This window comes from Pirellulales bacterium (assembly GCA_035939775.1).
Taxonomy (GTDB): Bacteria; Planctomycetota; Planctomycetia; order Pirellulales; family DATAWG01; genus DASZFO01.
The window spans coordinates 26521-42012 of record DASZFO010000064.1 but is presented as its reverse complement, the minus strand read 5'-3'; the positions used below and the strand labels follow the sequence as shown (position 1 = coordinate 42012).

The 15492-nt window shown below is 61.4% G+C and carries 12 protein-coding genes; 6 read left to right on the top strand and 6 right to left on the bottom strand.

The window, feature by feature from the left end; translation table 11 throughout:
* Positions 1 to 33: 33 nt before the first annotated feature.
* Positions 34 to 3246, top strand: coding sequence for a valine--tRNA ligase (locus tag VGY55_03270; protein ID HEV2968983.1), 3213 nt, complete (start codon positions 34 to 36; stop codon positions 3244 to 3246).
* Positions 3247 to 3256: 10 nt separating this feature from the next.
* Here the strand turns inward: VGY55_03270 and VGY55_03265 are convergent, their stop codons facing one another.
* Together VGY55_03265 and VGY55_03260 are read right to left on the bottom strand one after the other, a co-directional pair.
* Positions 3257 to 4675, bottom strand: a complete 1419-nt coding sequence (locus VGY55_03265) for an aspartate aminotransferase family protein (GenBank protein HEV2968982.1) — start codon at positions 4673 to 4675, stop codon at positions 3257 to 3259.
* Between the two features lie 64 nt (positions 4676 to 4739).
* Positions 4740 to 6347, bottom strand: coding sequence for an FAD-dependent oxidoreductase (locus VGY55_03260; GenBank protein ID HEV2968981.1), 1608 nt, complete (start codon positions 6345 to 6347; stop codon positions 4740 to 4742).
* A gap of 84 nt (positions 6348 to 6431) precedes the next feature.
* On the opposite strand from VGY55_03260, the gene VGY55_03255 reads away from it, so the two are divergent.
* On the top strand, positions 6432 to 8069 hold the full coding sequence (locus VGY55_03255; protein ID HEV2968980.1) for a hypothetical protein: 1638 nt from the start codon (positions 6432 to 6434) through the stop codon (positions 8067 to 8069).
* A gap of 26 nt (positions 8070 to 8095) precedes the next feature.
* On the opposite strand, the gene can is transcribed toward VGY55_03255, so the two are convergent.
* Positions 8096 to 8743 carry a carbonate dehydratase gene (gene can / locus VGY55_03250; protein ID HEV2968979.1) on the bottom strand — a complete coding sequence of 216 codons (648 nt, stop codon included), beginning with the start codon at positions 8741 to 8743 and terminating at the stop codon, positions 8096 to 8098.
* Between the two features lie 302 nt (positions 8744 to 9045).
* On the opposite strand from can, the gene VGY55_03245 reads away from it, so the two are divergent.
* The 4 genes from VGY55_03245 to VGY55_03230 all read left to right on the top strand — a co-directional run bounded on the left by VGY55_03245 (position 9046) and on the right by VGY55_03230 (position 12705).
* On the top strand, positions 9046 to 9255 hold the full coding sequence (locus VGY55_03245) for a hypothetical protein (protein HEV2968978.1): 210 nt from the start codon (positions 9046 to 9048) through the stop codon (positions 9253 to 9255).
* A 78-nt stretch (positions 9256 to 9333) separates the two neighbouring features.
* The gene (locus tag VGY55_03240) at positions 9334 to 11874 is read left to right on the top strand and encodes a c-type cytochrome (protein ID HEV2968977.1); all 2541 of its coding nucleotides are present in this window, start codon (positions 9334 to 9336) and stop codon (positions 11872 to 11874) included.
* Between the two features lie 7 nt (positions 11875 to 11881).
* Positions 11882 to 12172 carry a hypothetical protein gene (locus VGY55_03235; protein ID HEV2968976.1) on the top strand — a complete coding sequence of 97 codons (291 nt, stop codon included), beginning with the start codon at positions 11882 to 11884 and terminating at the stop codon, positions 12170 to 12172.
* Between the two features lie 5 nt (positions 12173 to 12177).
* The gene (locus VGY55_03230) at positions 12178 to 12705 is read left to right on the top strand and encodes a DUF1697 domain-containing protein (GenBank protein HEV2968975.1); all 528 of its coding nucleotides are present in this window, start codon (positions 12178 to 12180) and stop codon (positions 12703 to 12705) included.
* A 132-nt stretch (positions 12706 to 12837) separates the two neighbouring features.
* On the opposite strand, the gene VGY55_03225 is transcribed toward VGY55_03230, so the two are convergent.
* The 3 genes from VGY55_03225 to VGY55_03215 form a co-directional block, all read right to left on the bottom strand.
* Entirely contained in the window at positions 12838 to 14796 is a 1959-nt protein-coding gene (locus tag VGY55_03225; protein HEV2968974.1) for an ATP-binding cassette domain-containing protein, read from the bottom strand.
* Positions 14797 to 14878: 82 nt separating this feature from the next.
* Positions 14879 to 15211, bottom strand: coding sequence for a hypothetical protein (locus tag VGY55_03220; protein ID HEV2968973.1), 333 nt, complete (start codon positions 15209 to 15211; stop codon positions 14879 to 14881).
* A gap of 9 nt (positions 15212 to 15220) precedes the next feature.
* Positions 15221 to 15466, bottom strand: a complete 246-nt coding sequence (locus VGY55_03215; GenBank protein HEV2968972.1) for a hypothetical protein — start codon at positions 15464 to 15466, stop codon at positions 15221 to 15223.
* Between the last annotated feature and the right edge of the window lie 26 nt (positions 15467 to 15492).

The following is a 15492-nucleotide window of genomic DNA, read 5'->3' as shown; positions in this document are numbered from 1 at the left end:
ACCACTTTAGCTCCCACTCGCGCTCTTCCCGCCGTGTCCGAACTCCCCAAGCAATACGATCATCTCGCGGCCGAGCGACAGTGGTATCCGTTTTGGGAATCGCGCGGCTATTTCGCAAGCGATCCCGATCCGCGGCCACCAGGCGATCCGAAGCGCCGCGAGCCTTATACGATCGTCATCCCGCCGCCGAATGTCACCGGCGCACTGCACCTCGGCCATGCGCTCAACAATACTCTGCAAGACATTCTCATCCGCTCGAAGCGGATGCAGGGCTTTAACGCGCTCTGGATGCCGGGGACCGATCACGCCGGGATCGCCACGCAAGCAGTCGTCGAGCGGCGGCTGCTCTCGGAAGAAAAACTGAGCCGGCACGATTTGGGGCGCGAGGCGCTCGTGGCCCGCATCTGGTCGTGGAAGGAGGAGTACGAGGCCCGCATTCTCGCGCAGCTCAAGCAGATGGGTTGCAGTTGCGACTGGCGGCGGACGCGGTTCACGCTCGACGCCCAGTGCGCCCGGGCCGTGCGGCACACTTTCTTCCGCATGTTCAACGACGGGATGATCTATCGCGGCAAGCGGCTCGTGAATTGGGATACGTTCCTGCAAACGGCCGTGAGCGACGACGAGGTCTTCCACGAGACGGTGAAGGGACACTTTTGGCATTTCCGCTATCCTGCGATTGAGCCGCTGCCCGGCGAACCAACGCACGTGACGATCGCCACGACGCGGCCCGAGACGATGCTCGGCGACACCGCGGTGGCGGTGCATCCCGATCCGGCCGCGGCGCTCGACAAGGCAGAGCGTGAGCTGCGCGAGCGACTGGCTGCCTCGCCAGCGAAAGATAAACTCGACCTTCAAGCGCAAATCGACGACCTCGCCGATCGCCGCCACAGCATGTTGCCGCGATTGGAAAAACTGCGCGATATGGCGCGAGCCGGACGGAAACTGCGTTTGCCGCTGTTGAACCGCGAGATTCCGCTCATCGCCGACGAATGGGCCAAGCCGGAACTCGGCAGCGGCTGCGTGAAGATCACTCCGGCCCACGACGCGAACGACTATGACGTTTGGCAGCGGCACAAGGAAATCGGCGCGATCAATATCCTCAATCCGGATGGCACACTGAACGACGCCGCCGGGCCGTATAAAGGATTGAAGGTGCCCGAGGCCCGCAAGCGCGTCGTCGCGGATCTGGAAACAGCCGGTTTGATCGAGAAGATCGAAGACCGCGAAATCGACCTGGCTCATTCCGACCGCTCGAAGACGCCGATCGAGCCGTATCTGGCCGATCAATGGTTCGTGCGGATGGAGCAGCTTTCGCAATCGGCGATGGACGCCGTGACGAGCGGGCGAGTGAAGATTCATCCTGAGCGATATGCCAAGACGTATCTCGATTGGCTCGGCGAAAAGCGCGATTGGTGCATCGGGCGCCAATTGTGGTGGGGGCATCGCGTCCCAGTTTGGCGGTTGGCTAAGAATGCAAGCATCCCGCTCGGAGCGAGGCTTGGCCAACGAATCGAAACGCTTGCTTCCTGGGTGGCAAGTGATCGCGCCGCAGCCTCGTGGGGAACCAAGTCGTTCTTGGAAGTCGATTCGAAGAGTTGGTCGATCCGATTCGACCTGATTGAACCAAGCGACGAGGATGAAGAAATCCTTGTCTGCGTTCGAGATCAAGACGATTGTGAAGTCATTGAGTTGCTTGAGGCGGCCGGCTTCGAGCAGGATTCGGACGTGCTCGACACCTGGTTCAGTTCCGCATTATGGCCACATAGCACTTTGGGTTGGCCGGGTCCTACACTCCCCGACGAGCCAAGGGGACCCGGAAATCCGGATTGGAGTGAGCAGCGCTATTACTATCCGACGAGCGCCCTGTTGACCAGTCGCGGGATCATCACGCTGTGGGTCGCGCGGATGGTGCTAGCAGGGCTGTACAACATCGGCGAAGTGCCGTTTCGCGACGTGTATATTCATCCCACGATTCTCGACGGTTACGGCGAGACGATGTCGAAATCGAAGGGGAACGGGGTCGATCCGCTCGACGTGATCGGCAAATTCGGGGCGGATGCACTGCGGTTCGGGCTGGCGTTCATGGCGACCGAGACGCAAGACGTGCGGATGCCGGTCGAGTTCGAATGCCCGCACTGCCACAAGGCAATCGAACAGACGCAAAAGAATCGCGTGCTGCCGCGCGTGAAATGCCCGCATTGCGGCGCAGAGTTTTCGACGCAATGGGCGACCAAGCCGGAGGATGCCGCGCTGCCGCGCGCGCCGGTGATCAGCGAGCGCTTTGAGCTGGCCCGCAACTTTTGCAACAAGCTCTGGAATGCGGCCCGATTTACGCTCTTGAATCTCGACGGGTATACGCCGGAGCCGGTCGATATGTCGGCACTGGCGACGGAAGATTGCTGGATTCTGAGCCGGCTTTCGACAGTGACGGAGCAAGTGACCGCGGCACTCGAGAATTTCAAGTTCGCCCAGGCGGCGCGGCTGCTCTACGACTTTGCCTGGGATGAGTTTTGCAGCTACTACCTGGAGATGGTGAAGACGCGGCTCGCAGACGCTTCGTCGCGGCCGGTCGCGCAGCGAATCTTGGCCCATCTGCTTGATACGATCGTGCGGTTGCTGCATCCGATGGTGCCGTTTATCACGGAAGAGATTTGGCAGCGATTGGCGGAGGCGGCGCCCATCCGAGGCCTGATGGCCCCGGCTCGTTGTGCAGGGAGCGTGATGATTGCCGCTTGGCCGGAAGTCGAGCGCGGTCTGCAAGACGCCGAGATTGAAGCCCAGTTTGCGAAGTTTCAGGCGGTGCTCGCAGGCTTGGGCGAAGTGAGGAGTCGGCAGAGCATTCCGCCGAAGACGCCAATCCATTTCGCCGTGAAAACGGACGCGGCAACGAGGAAGCTGCTCGAACCCATGGCCCCATACTTCGCGTCGATGGCCGGCGCCACCGCGACGGCTTGGGGGCCGGAGGTCCAGCCGCCTGCCCGCTCGGCCAATGTTACGGCCGCCGGCTGTGAAGTGTTTGTCGATCTGGCGGAGCATATCGACATCGATGCCGAAATCGCCCGTAACGAGAAGGAAGCGGAAAAGCTGCGCCAGCAAATCGAAGCAAAAGAAAAAAAGCTATCGAACGAAAACTTCATCAGCCGCGCCCCGGCCGACGTGGTGCAAAAGGAGCGCGAGAGCCTCGCCGGGCTATACGACCGCCTAAAAAGCACTACGGTGGCGCTTGCGGAGTTAGAACGAGGGTAATGTTCCGCGTCTAATCGATCGTCGCGCCGTGAATGCCGCGCTCGACGGCAAGACAGATGCGGTCAAGTTCATCGAGCGTGATCGCCAGCGGCGGCATGATGACGATCACGTTGCCGAGCGGCCGCAGGAGGACGCCTTCGGATCTCGCGGCGTCGCAGACTCTCTGGCCCCGTTTTTCTTCCCAGCCGTATTGCTGCTTTGTCGCTACGTCGCGAACCAATTCGATGCCGGCGATCAGGCCGCGCTGGCGGACATTGCCGACGTGCGGGAGTTGGCCGATGTGGTCGAGGTGCTCCGCGAGGCGGGCGATCTTCGGCTGCAAACCGGCGAGCGTTTGTTCTTCTTCAAAGACATCGAGCGTGGCCAGCGCGGCCGCGGCGCCGAGCGGGTTGCCCCCGTAGGTGTGACCATGGAAGAAGGCCCTTCCTTCGGCATACGTGCCGAGAAATGCGCGCCAGATTTCGTCGGTCGTGAGGGTCGCAGCCAGCGGGAGATAGCCGCCGGTAAGTCCTTTGGCCAGACACAAGAAATCGGGCGACACGGATTCCTGCTCGCAGGCGAACATCGTGCCCGTGCGGCCGAAGGCTACAGCCACTTCATCGGCGATCAACAGCACGCCGTACCGCCGCGTCAGTTCGCGCACACCGCGCAAATAGCCGGGCGGGTGCATGATCATGCCGGCCGCGGCTTGCAATAGCGGTTCGATCACGACCGCCGCGATCTCGTCATGCCGGGCGGCGAGAAGTTGCTCCATCGGCGCTAGGTAGTGAGCCGCGGCCTGCTCGGGAAGCACGCCCGGCGGACGTCGATACGAGTCGGGGGCCGGCAGCCGAAGCACCTCGAACAACAGCGGGCGAAACATGGCATGAAACCGCTCGACCCCGCCGACGCTGACGCTCCCGAGCGTGTCGCCGTGATACGCCCCTTCGAGCGCGACGAACAGCCGCTTCCGCGGCTGCGGGCCTTTATCGATGTTCGGGCGGAAAGGGACAGTCCCCTTTTGCTGCGCGGACTCCGCAAACGGGGACAGTCCCTGCCGCTGCCGCCAATACTGAAACGCCATCTTGAGCGCCACCTCGACCGCCGTCGCCCCGTCGTCGGAGAAGAACACGTGGCCGAGCCCCGCCGGGGCCAGATCGACGAGCCGCTTGGCAAGCTCAATTGTTGTCGGATTTGACGAGCCGAGATTCGTGACGTGGGCGACCCGATCCAACTGCAGGCGGATGGCGGCATCGATCCGCGGATGGCGATGCCCGTGAATGTTGCACCACAGGCTGCTCGTGCCGTCGAGATACGCGCGGCCATCGATGTCGAACAGCGTGCACCCCTCGGCCCGCTCGATCACCAGCGGCTCGTACTCGGCCATCTGAGTGAAGGCGTGCCAAACCAACTCGCGGTCCCAGCGGCGGAGTTCGTCGTGAGTGGGCATGACAGGGCCGGGCGCGGTGCGTCTGCGCGGAGGACCGCTTGATGCACCCTACGGTTGCGCCGGTTCAAGGTTTCTTTGCCGGGACGTTCAACATTTGATGGTCCGCCAACAGACGGGCGCGCAGTTTCGCGTAATCGACTTGTTGCACCGGGGCGTCGGCGTCGATCGCCAGCGCGGCGGCAGTGCCGGCGCTTTGGCCAAGCACCATAAAGACCGGCTCCATGCGGATCGATCCGTAAGCGATGTGGCTGGCCGAAAGGCAAACGGGGACGAGCAAGTTCGAGCACTCGGCCTGTTTCGGCACGATCGAGCGATACGCAACAGGATACGGTCCCGGCACGTGCACCTGCACGTCTCCCTCATTCCTGACGATCGCCCGCGACTCGCCGGTCTTCGCGTCCTTATCCATGAGGAGGCAGCGCTGGCAATGGTGCGAATCCATATTGTATTCCGCCAGCCCGATCGAATCCTCGGCCACGATCTGGCCGCGGCAATTGTGCTCGGTCATCACGTAGTCGGCGACCATTCGCCGCCCCTCGCGAACGTACAACTGATGCGGCCAGCCGCCGGTCTCCTGAAAATCGGTCGGCGAGAGACCATACGCGCCGACCGCGCGGCGGATCGCTTCCGGCACGCGCTCGTCATGCGTAAGAAACCACATCATCCCTTGCTGATAGCTGATGTGATCCTGATAGATCGTCTCGCGCTCGGCGTAATCGGCCTCGGGCCAACGGTCGCTCGCGCCGATGTTGTCGGTTGAGAAGCCCCCTTGATTGTTGGAATCTCCCTCTTGAAGCTGCATGAAATCGGGGATCGCGGCCCCAGCGGCGATGTAGCGGGCCAAAAGCGTGTAACGCTCGGGATCGTAGTTTTGCGGCTTCGGAAACGGAATTCGATTCGGCCCTTTGCTCAGATACATGCGAAAGTTGTACGCCTGCACGTGCCGATCGCCGGAGCCGACCGTGCCAGGCCCGGCGGCAGAAATGCCTTCGAGCAACCCGCTGGCTGCATCGCACGGAGTGCGGTAGGGATCGACGGGAAAACGAAAGTTGTGGGCCGCGCTGCCCGCCGTGATGCCGTCGATCGTCTCGCGATAGAGCGAATTCGCCTCGCGGCCGACCGTAAACGAGACACCGGCCTTGGCGAGCAGATCGCCCTCGTATGTCGCGTCGATAAACACGCGGGCACGAAAGCGATTGCCGTTTTCCGTTTCGATTTCAGTAATCCGGTTTGCATCCTTCGCAACGGCCGTCAGGCGATGCTCCCGGAAAAGGCGAACCTCGTCCGCTTCGAGCATGTGCAGGAACTGAGCCTCCGCGGCGGCCGGCGAAAAATCGCGATCGCCGACCACTTTGTAGAACTCGCGCGAGATGCCGGCAGCGTGCTTGCCGCCGTCTGTTTTTGACAGTCCGCTCGCCGTCATCCCGCCTAAATGCCGGCCGAATTCGACAAGCACCGCCGCTTTACCCATCCGGCGAGCCTGGATCGCGGCAATGATCCCGGCGGGTGTCGCGCCGTAAACGCAAACATCGGCATCGATGGTTTGCGGCGGACCGGCTGCGGGAACGGTATAGTAATACTGCGGCTTGCGCGGCATCTCGGCGGCTTCGGCGCTCATCGCAAGCAAACCGAAGATCGAAACGGCAATGACGGGGACAAGAATTGGTTTCATGTCGTTGCGAACAACGCGGAAGAAATAAAGTGCGATTCCATATTGTAATCGGCGCTCTCGGATCTTGCGATTCCGTCCATTGAAATGATGCTGCTTCCGATCCGACGAGTCTTGTTGGCCGGCGCCCTCGCGCTCGCGCCGGCGATGCCCCTATTGGCGGCAACCAAACTCTGCATCCGACTCGATCCCGCGGTTTCGCGCGAATCGGGATACAGCGTGCGGATCAGGCACGATGATTCAAGCGGAAGGGAAATCGCGCCGGCCGTCGCCGGCGGTGGGGATTTCACCTGCATCGACCAATGGGATGACCGATTGGCGCCCGAGGAGGGCAAGAGAATTCGCGCCTATTACGTGGAAGTATTGAACGGCGAGCAAGCCGCAGCCGGTTTCAAGCTGGTTGTCGATATCCAACAAGCGATTCGATACCTCGATCATCAGCCTGGGACTCTCCGCGAACTGTCGAACGAGGAACGAGGCGAGATCGACGTCACGGTTCACTTTCCGCCTGCCCCGAAGTTGGCCACCGAATCGAAACAGCGATACCAGGAGGCCACGGGAACAACCTGCCCCGAATTGCTCGCTTCGGTCGATTCCTCTGCGACCCTTCCAGAGTGGCAGCCCGTTTTGCAGTCGGAGTTGCGTCCCGCTCGGGCGACCATCGGCGAGCGAAGCGACGTGTATTTTGCGTCGCTCGAATTGGCGCGATGTCTGCAAATCATCGGCAAAGACGAAGCGTTACCCGGTGCGAATTCCAGCCCGGCCGTCGTTCGGCGTTACGACAATTGGATGACTCGAAACTTCACGACGCTCGCCGACAAAACGCTCGCGCAGGTCGCGCTGCCGGGCACGCACGACAGCGGCGCCTACGACCTCAGCGACCGCAAATCTCCCGAGCGCAGCACCGCCGAGTGGCTGGCCGGGTTGGGCCTCAATATCACGAAGCCCTGGGCCAAAACGCAACGGCTCGATATCAAGGAGCAACTCGAAGGGGGCATCCGTTGGCTCGACATGCGAACGGCGTATGACGGGAGCGATTTTTACTTCCATCACGCCCTGCTCGGCCCGAAGACGCGAGACATGCTTCGCCAAATCCGGGCCTTTATCGAAGCGCCGGGCCACGAGCACGAGTTGATCGTCTTGGAATTCTGCAATTGGCAGGGATTGAACGACGCACCCAGCGAAGTTTGGGAAAAGTTGAGCGCGGCGATCCTTACGGAATTAGGCGCGGAGAATGTTTATCGGAAAGACGGCTCAAACAACGCTCAGAGTGAAGCCGCGGTCCTGAAGACTCGCTTGGTCGACCTCCTAACTGGCTCGAAAAGTCGCGTGATCGTGTTTTTCCAGGGACATACGGATCACGCGCCGTTCGCCTTCGATGCCAATGAGGCTTTCGGCGGTAGCTACGCGAACCGCGCTATCTGGACACAGGTCGAGGCGGACCAGAAGGCAAAGCTCGCGGCTCAAAAGCCGGGCAAGTTGTTTGTCTTGTCCTGGACCGTGACCGCCAATCAAGAGGTCATCGGCATCGATCTGGCCAACCGCGGCTCGGCCACGAACCCGTCGTTTGATCTCGAATACCTCACCCGCGGCGGCCAAGGCAGTGCGATGCGCGGCATCGAGCGCTGGCCGGGGCACGAGAAGATCAACGTGGTCATCTGCGACTTTTTCGACTCCTCGCCGATCGTGCCGCTTTGTTGCCGGCTCAATGGCATCCATCCTTGATGCGGAGCGGACAAAGCCGCCCTCTCTCAACTCGCTTGCCCAGTGAGGGCCGCTTCATAACTCTCGGACGCTCCCCTCTCGCCGACGAGGCAGATGCCCAGATCGCGGAGCAGGCCGTCGGCGACATCGTAGATCCAGCCGTGCACGGCCAACGATTGCCCGCGAGACCAAGCGTCGCGGACCACGGTGGTGTGTCCGACATTTCGCGTTTGCTCGATGACGTTCAGCTCGCAGAGCCGGTTGTGACGCTCTTGTTGGCTGCCGAGGAATTCGAGTTGGTGGCGATGTTGATTGCGAACGTCCTGCACGTGGCGCAGCCAATTGTCGATGAGGCCGAGCTTGTCGTCTCGGAGCGCCGCCAGCACGCCTCCGCAGCCATAGTGGCCGCAAACGATGATGTGCCGCACGCGGAGCACGTCCACCGCGTATTGTATGGTCGAGAGGCAGTTGAGATCGGCATGGACCACGACATTGGCTACATTGCGATGGACAAACATCTCACCGGGGGGCAGACCGACGATTTCATTGGCTGGCACGCGGCTATCCGAGCAGCCGATCCAGAGAAACTGCGGCTTCTGTTGGCGGCAGAGGCGGGCAAAAAACTCAGGGTCGTGGCGGGTCATCTCCGCCGCCCAGGCGCGGTTGCGCGCGAAGAGTTGGCTGAGGGCGCTCATAGGTAGTTCGGATTCTGGCGAAACGCTGTGTTGACGAAGGGGCAATTCGGATGGATCATCTTCACGGACGATAGCGGGGGCCACGCGCTGGCCGTTGCACCCTCGCCACCGGCCTTCACGGTCGGCCCCGCACCACAATCCAAGAATACCGTAACGCCAGCACGCTTGCAAACTTGGCGTCGGCGGACGAGAATCAAAACCGGCGAAAACGATCGCCTCCGGCAGACCAAAATGGACGCGGCAAGTCCATCGGTCCATTTGTCGCGGGACGGACCTCGAAACCTAAGGGGGAGGGAATCTATATGAGAAGGGGTTGGTTTTTCTTGTTCTTTGTGCTGGTCGTGATCATCGTTGTCGGCATTTACCGCGGTTGGTTCACCGTCAATAAGGAAAAAATCAAAGAGGATGAGCAAAGGGCGGTCGAGAAGATCAAGGAAGAGACCGGGAAGGCGAAAGCCGGTTTGGATCAGGAGTTGAACAAGGGCAAACCGGCCGAACCGGCCCCGAAATGAAGGCGTCGGCCGTTGTATTGTTACGCTCGTGCCGAAGCGTAGTTCAAGAACCGCACATCGTTCGTGGAGTCGCACCTTATGAGGCGGATTGCCGTCGGTTGTCTGTTGGCGTCGTTGACGATCGGTCTGCTCGTCGCGCGAGCCGTGCCGGAAGAAGCGAAGCAAACGGCCATCAAGCCGGTCACTGCCGTCGCCCAAACGGCCACGCCGGTCGAGGCCATCCAGACTTTGCCCGGCTTCAAAGTCGAGCGGCTCTACTCCGTGCCCGCGGACAAGGAGGGTTCTTGGGTCGCGCTCACTGTCGACAACAAAGGCCGACTGATTGCGTCCGATCAATACGGAGCACTTTATCGAATCACGCCATCACCGAACGGCGGCACGGGCGAAACCAAGGTTGAGCGGCTCAAAGCGGCAATCGGCGGGGCGCAAGGACTGCTCTACGCCTTCGACAGCCTCTATGTCGTCGTGAATGAGGGGCGCGAGATTGCGGCAAAGCCAAGCGGACTCTATCGCCTCCGCGACACCAAGGGGACCGATCAATTCGACAGCATCGAATTGCTGCGGCCGTTCAAAGGAAGCGGTGAGCACGGTCCGCATGCCGTCATCCTTGGGCCGGACGGCAAATCGTTATACGTCGTGGCCGGGAATTTTACGGCGACGCCGGATCCCGAAGTTTTTCGCGCGCCGAAAGTTTGGGGCGAAGATCAGTTGCTCCCGCGGATGCCCGATGGAAACGGATTCGCGGCCAACATTTTCGCACCGGCCGGTTGGGTCTGCCGGACCGATTCCGACGGCAAGACATGGGAGCTGACCAATATCGGTATGCGGAACTGCTACGACATCGCCTTCAATGCCGACGGCGAGCTGTTCACCTACGACAACGACATGGAATGGGACATCGGGCTGCCCTGGTATCGCCCGACCCGCGTTTGCCATCTCACGAACGGCTCGGATTCGGGTTGGCGGAACGGCTCGGGTAAGTTTCCCGTCTACTATCCGGATAACCTGCCCGCGGTCGTGGATATCGGCGTTGGAGCGCCGACCGGGATCGTGTTCGGCTATGGCACGAAGTACCCCGCCAAATACCAGCAGGCGCTCTACATTCTCGATTGGACCTACGGCGTGATTTATGCCGTTCACTTGGAGCCACATGGCTCGACCTACGAGGGAACTTTCGAGCGATTCATCTCCGGCCAGCCGCTGCCCGTAACGGATATCGTGGTCGGCAACGACGGGGCGCTTTATTTCGCGATCGGCGGGCGAAAGACACAGTCGGGGTTGTATCGCGTCACCTATTCAGGCACGGAATCCGTTGCGCCGGCCAAGCCGCAGTTGAATCCGAATGCGGAGCAGGCGCGGGCCCTGCGGCACCGCCTCGAAGCATTCCACGGCCATGAGGATCCCACTGCTGTTTCGGCCGCCTGGCCGAGCTTGGGCCATCGAGATCGTTTCATCCGCTGGGCGGCCCGCACGGCGATTGAAAGCCAGCCGGTGGCCGAATGGCAGGAGCAGGCGCTTAGCGAAAAGGATCCGCAGGCCTTGTTGACGGCGATGGTGGCGCTGGCTCGTTGCGGCGACAAATCGCTCCAGCCGCGGATGGTCGCGGCATTGGACCGCTTGAATTGGAATCAGCTCAGCCAGCCGCAGCAGTTGGAATTGCTGCGAGCTTATGGACTGGCGTTCGCGCGGATGGGGAAGCCCTCGGCTTCGATCGCGGCGCCGGTTATTTCAAAGCTCGATCCGCTCTTCCCATCGACCGAAGTCGCGTTCAACCGCGAGCTGAGTGCGCTGCTAGTTTATTTGGAAGCGCCGAATTCTGTTTCGCGGACGGTCAAGCTGCTGGAAACATCTCCCGTGCAGGAAGAGCAGATTTGGTGCGCCTACGTGCTGCGGACTGCCCAGAGCGGCTGGGCATCGCTAGACGAGCGCAAAGCGTATTTCAATTGGTTCCATCGCGCGACCGAGTTAAAAGGGGGCCATAGCTTCGCCCCCTATCTCCGGCACATGAAGGAAGAAGCGATCGGCCATTTGAGCGCCGACGACAAACTGGCGCTGGCCGAAGTGCTGAAAGACATGCCGGCCGCTGCCGGCCCGGTGCTGCCGCCGCGTCCGTTCGTGAAGAATTACACGATGGATGAACTGCTGCCGGTCGTGCAAGCCGGCTTGAAGGGGCGGAACTTCGACCGGGGCCGCACGACGTTCGCCGCGGCGATGTGCTTCCATTGCCATCGCTTTCAAGGAGAAGGAAGTTCCGGCGGGCCCGATCTGACGGGCGTCGCCGGCCGTTTTAACGCTCACGACCTCTTGGAATCGATCATCGATCCGAGCAAGGTGATCGCCGACCAATACAAGGCCAGCATCTTCACGCTCGACGACGGCCGCGAAGTCGCCGGCCGGATCGTCAACCTCCACGGCGACGGCATCTCGATCGCCCAAAACCTCCTTGCTCCGGACGATCAGGTGACAATCAACCGCCATCACATCGAATCGATCCGCCCCTCCCCGATCTCGCCGATGCCGACCGGACTGTTGAGCACATTGAACCAAGACGAGGTGCTCGACCTGATCGCATTTCTCTTTTCGGGTGGCGACAAGAACCACAAGATGTTCCAAAAGTGAATGACGAATGGTTTGCGAGCATCTGAAGGCACTCGAGCAAGCAATCAGGGCTCGCGGCATCAGCGAAACATACCGCGGACAAGCCTGGACGGACAATTGCCGGGAGTGGGTCTATTTCGATTGCTTCATCGACACGGAAGCGGTACGGAGCCGCGTAGCGCTTGACGATTGCGTCGAAGACCATGTGCATCGAGGCACGCACGACGGCCAAGAGCGCGGCTTCTACTGCTCGAAATGCCATGACGGCGTAATGGGCCGATACGAACCGGCGCGGGAAGCCGTCATTTTCGGGGGCTGAAGTCCATGGCCTTGATCGTATTCTTGCGAGGCGTGAACGTCGGCGGGCACAAGGCGTTCAAGCCCAGCGTTCTCGCCAAGGATCTGGCGGCGCTCGACGTGGTGAGCGTCGGCGCGGCAGGAACGTTTGTGATCCGCAAGAGGGTCGGCCAAGCGGCACTGCGGGCCGAATTCTTGAAGAGACTGTCGTTTGTACCCGAACTCATGGTCTGTCAAGCGCGCGAGGTGCTCGAACTCGCGGCCAGCGAGCCGTTCGAGGTTGAATCGGTCGGCGATGACGTAGTTCGCTACGTGAGCGTGTTGGCAAAACGCCTGCGCACATCGGTTCGGCTTCCCATCTGCCGACCGGCAGGCGACGAGTGGCAGGTGAAAGCCATCGCGATCCGCGGCCGCTTTGCGCTGAGTCTTCACCGGCGGCTCGGGCGGACGCTCGTCTATCCCAACGAGGTCGTCGAGAAGTGCCTCGGCGTGCCCGCCACCACGCGCAAGTGGAACACGATCGCGGCCGTTTGCGAAATCTTGAAACGCGCCTAGTGGAGCTTTAAAACTGTTTTGACACGTAGGGTGCCATGCCCACGGCTCGGCGTGGGCATGAGCCGCAACGAGGCATGGCCACTCAGGGCAGTGGCCATGGCACCCGTCGATTCGGCATTGCCGTCCGTGCTGTTACCAATCGCCGCTGACCTGATTGCGGAATTCGTTGAACCGCACGTAGTTCAAATGGCGATACAACTCAGACTGTTCGAGCAGCTCGCCATGGCTGCCGTCGGCGTGCAGCTTTCCTTCGTGGAACAATAAGATCCGTTCGACGGATCGCAAGGTGGCGAGGCGGCGTGCCAACACGATCAGCGTCCGGCCGGCAGCCAGCCGGCCCGTGGCCGCGTTAAGCGTGTCCTCGGTCGTCGCGTCGTAGCGATCGGCTGTTTCACCCAGGATCGCCACCGCCGGATCATGAATCAGAATCCGAGCGACGCCCAGCAGCATCGCCTCGGGCGCCGAGAGATGCAGGCCATGCTCGCCCACGACGGTGTCGAAGCCGTGCGGCAGTTTCTGGATGAAATCGTAGGCCAGCGCCTGCCGAGCCGCCTCGATCACTTCGCGGGCTGAATACCGCGGATCGCCGCCGGAAATGTTCTCGCTAACTGTTCCCGTCGCCAGGATTCGCCCCGGCAGTAACAACCCGACGTGCCCGCGCAGCGAAGCGAGCGTTCCCCGGCCAATTTCTTGCCCATCGAACAGCACTCTTCCCGCCGTCGGATCGTAAAACCGGGGCAGCAGCCCGGCCACGGCGAACGGCGTTTCTCGGTCGGAGGCAATCACCGCCGTGCGGCTGCCGCAAGGGATCGTGAGCGACACGTCGTCGAGCAGCTTCATGCCGGCGGCATCCGAGAGCCGAACGTTCACCAGCGCCAGTTGCTTCATCGGCGGAGTGATCGGCTTCGCCTCGGGCACCTGCCCCACGCTTGGCTGGCGATCGAGATACCCCATGATGTCGGCCGCCGCGCGATCGGCCTCGGGCAATTCTTGCAGCAATCGTTGCAAGAGCCGCAACGGAAAGACCATCGAAACCACGGACGCTCCCAATACAACCGTCCCAGCGAACAGCACTCGCGGCGGATCTCTGAGCACATTCAACCCGGCGAGCAAGAGAATCAACCACGCCCCGAAAAGTACGAACATCAGCACTGCCGGCTCGTTCACCGCGGGGCTTATGTGCTGTCGAACCGAGGCAGCGTGGCAATGCTGCAATCGCTCCGGAACTGATCCGCCGGGCAAAACGGTGGCCGGGGCGAAGTTGCCCAGCGACCGCGCCTGCTGCAAGTCTTCGACGAGCGTATCGCATTGTTGAGCGGCCACGTCGGCCCAAAACGTCCCGCGCCGCTTCGAGCTGTTTCGCAGCCCTTCGAGCATCAGCCGGCTTAGAACGGCCAACAGGATCGCGGCCAGAGTGAGCCAGAAGTCGACGTACATCGCGGTGACGGCCAACAACAGCAACAGCACGACCGCAAGCGGCACGGCCCGCGACCAGCGCACCAATCCTCTGGCGAGCGCCTCGACACGATCGACGAACAGTTCCACGACGCTTTGCCTTTGTCCTAGCAACAGGTCACCCGCCCCAAGTTGAACCGATTGTTGATAGAGCGCGAGCCGCAATCGCTGCACGGCATTTCGGGTCGAAACGCGTGCGGACCGTTCGAGCAAATACAAGGCGACCGCCAGCAATAGCGAAAGGCACCATCCCGTGACGACGATTGCCGGCACGCAAGAGTCGTTGCGCTGCAAGGCGGGCCAACTCGCATACAGACCGTCGCTAATCTTCCCGAGCCAAGTGCCGTGCAACCGCCAAACGGCCGGCAATAGCCCGCGGCCGTCATACCGGACCTGCTCGCCGACCGAGGCGTCAGGGCTGCCAGAGAGCCGCTCGATCTCTTGAAGTTGCTCCTTCGCGCGAGCATCGATCGACAGATTGCCGCGACTGGTCGCCAGATCAGCGATCGCGCCCAAGGCCACGATCAGCAGCACCATCAGCGCCGCCGCCAGCAGGCTCGACCCATAAACGGCCAGCCGCATTCCCAGCGGCGGCGGCCCGAAGCGACGGGCCCGATGAAACGAATTCCAATGCATAGTGAGAGACCGAAAGTGACAGGAAAAGTCGGGCCCGCGGATGAAGTGTCGGCATCTCTTCGAGATTGAGACCGTGCGATGATCAGGGTGTACGGTGCAGTTCGTAGCCAACTGCCGCGGCGAGGCGATCCAAGACATCAGACCGCAAAGTACGTTCGCCGGTCAGGAAATCGTCGAGCATGATTGGCGTGAGGCCCGCCAGGGCTCCAACCTCGGCCAACGAATGCTCGCTGGCGTGGATCGCGCGGCGGAGTTCGCCACTGAGGGTGGGCTCTTCCCGCGCTTCTTTTCGCATCTGATCTCGTGACTGAAGCTCCGGCAACTCCGCGGCGATCTGAGCGCGGTATCGCTGCAAGCGATCGTGCTCGGACTCGGTGAGTGGGCGAGTGAATCGCTTGATTTGTCGTTGGGTCATGCGCACACCTCAATCGGGCTCGGGAACCATGTACGCGGTCACCGGAAGAATCGTCAACTCGTCCAATTCTTCGTAAACCGCAATGATGTATCGGCCGTCCGAAGTGTGGCCCCAGGCGGCCGGAAGGTTCGACGAACGACTAATACCCTTGGACGTCGGGTTGCAAACGACATGCTCGAAGTCATCCTGGGCAATACCGTGCTCAGCAAGATGCTCCATAATGTCGTCAGTCCAGAGGAATTCGTAATAGGGCATATTGCCGAAACCCCCGGCAAGTCTGT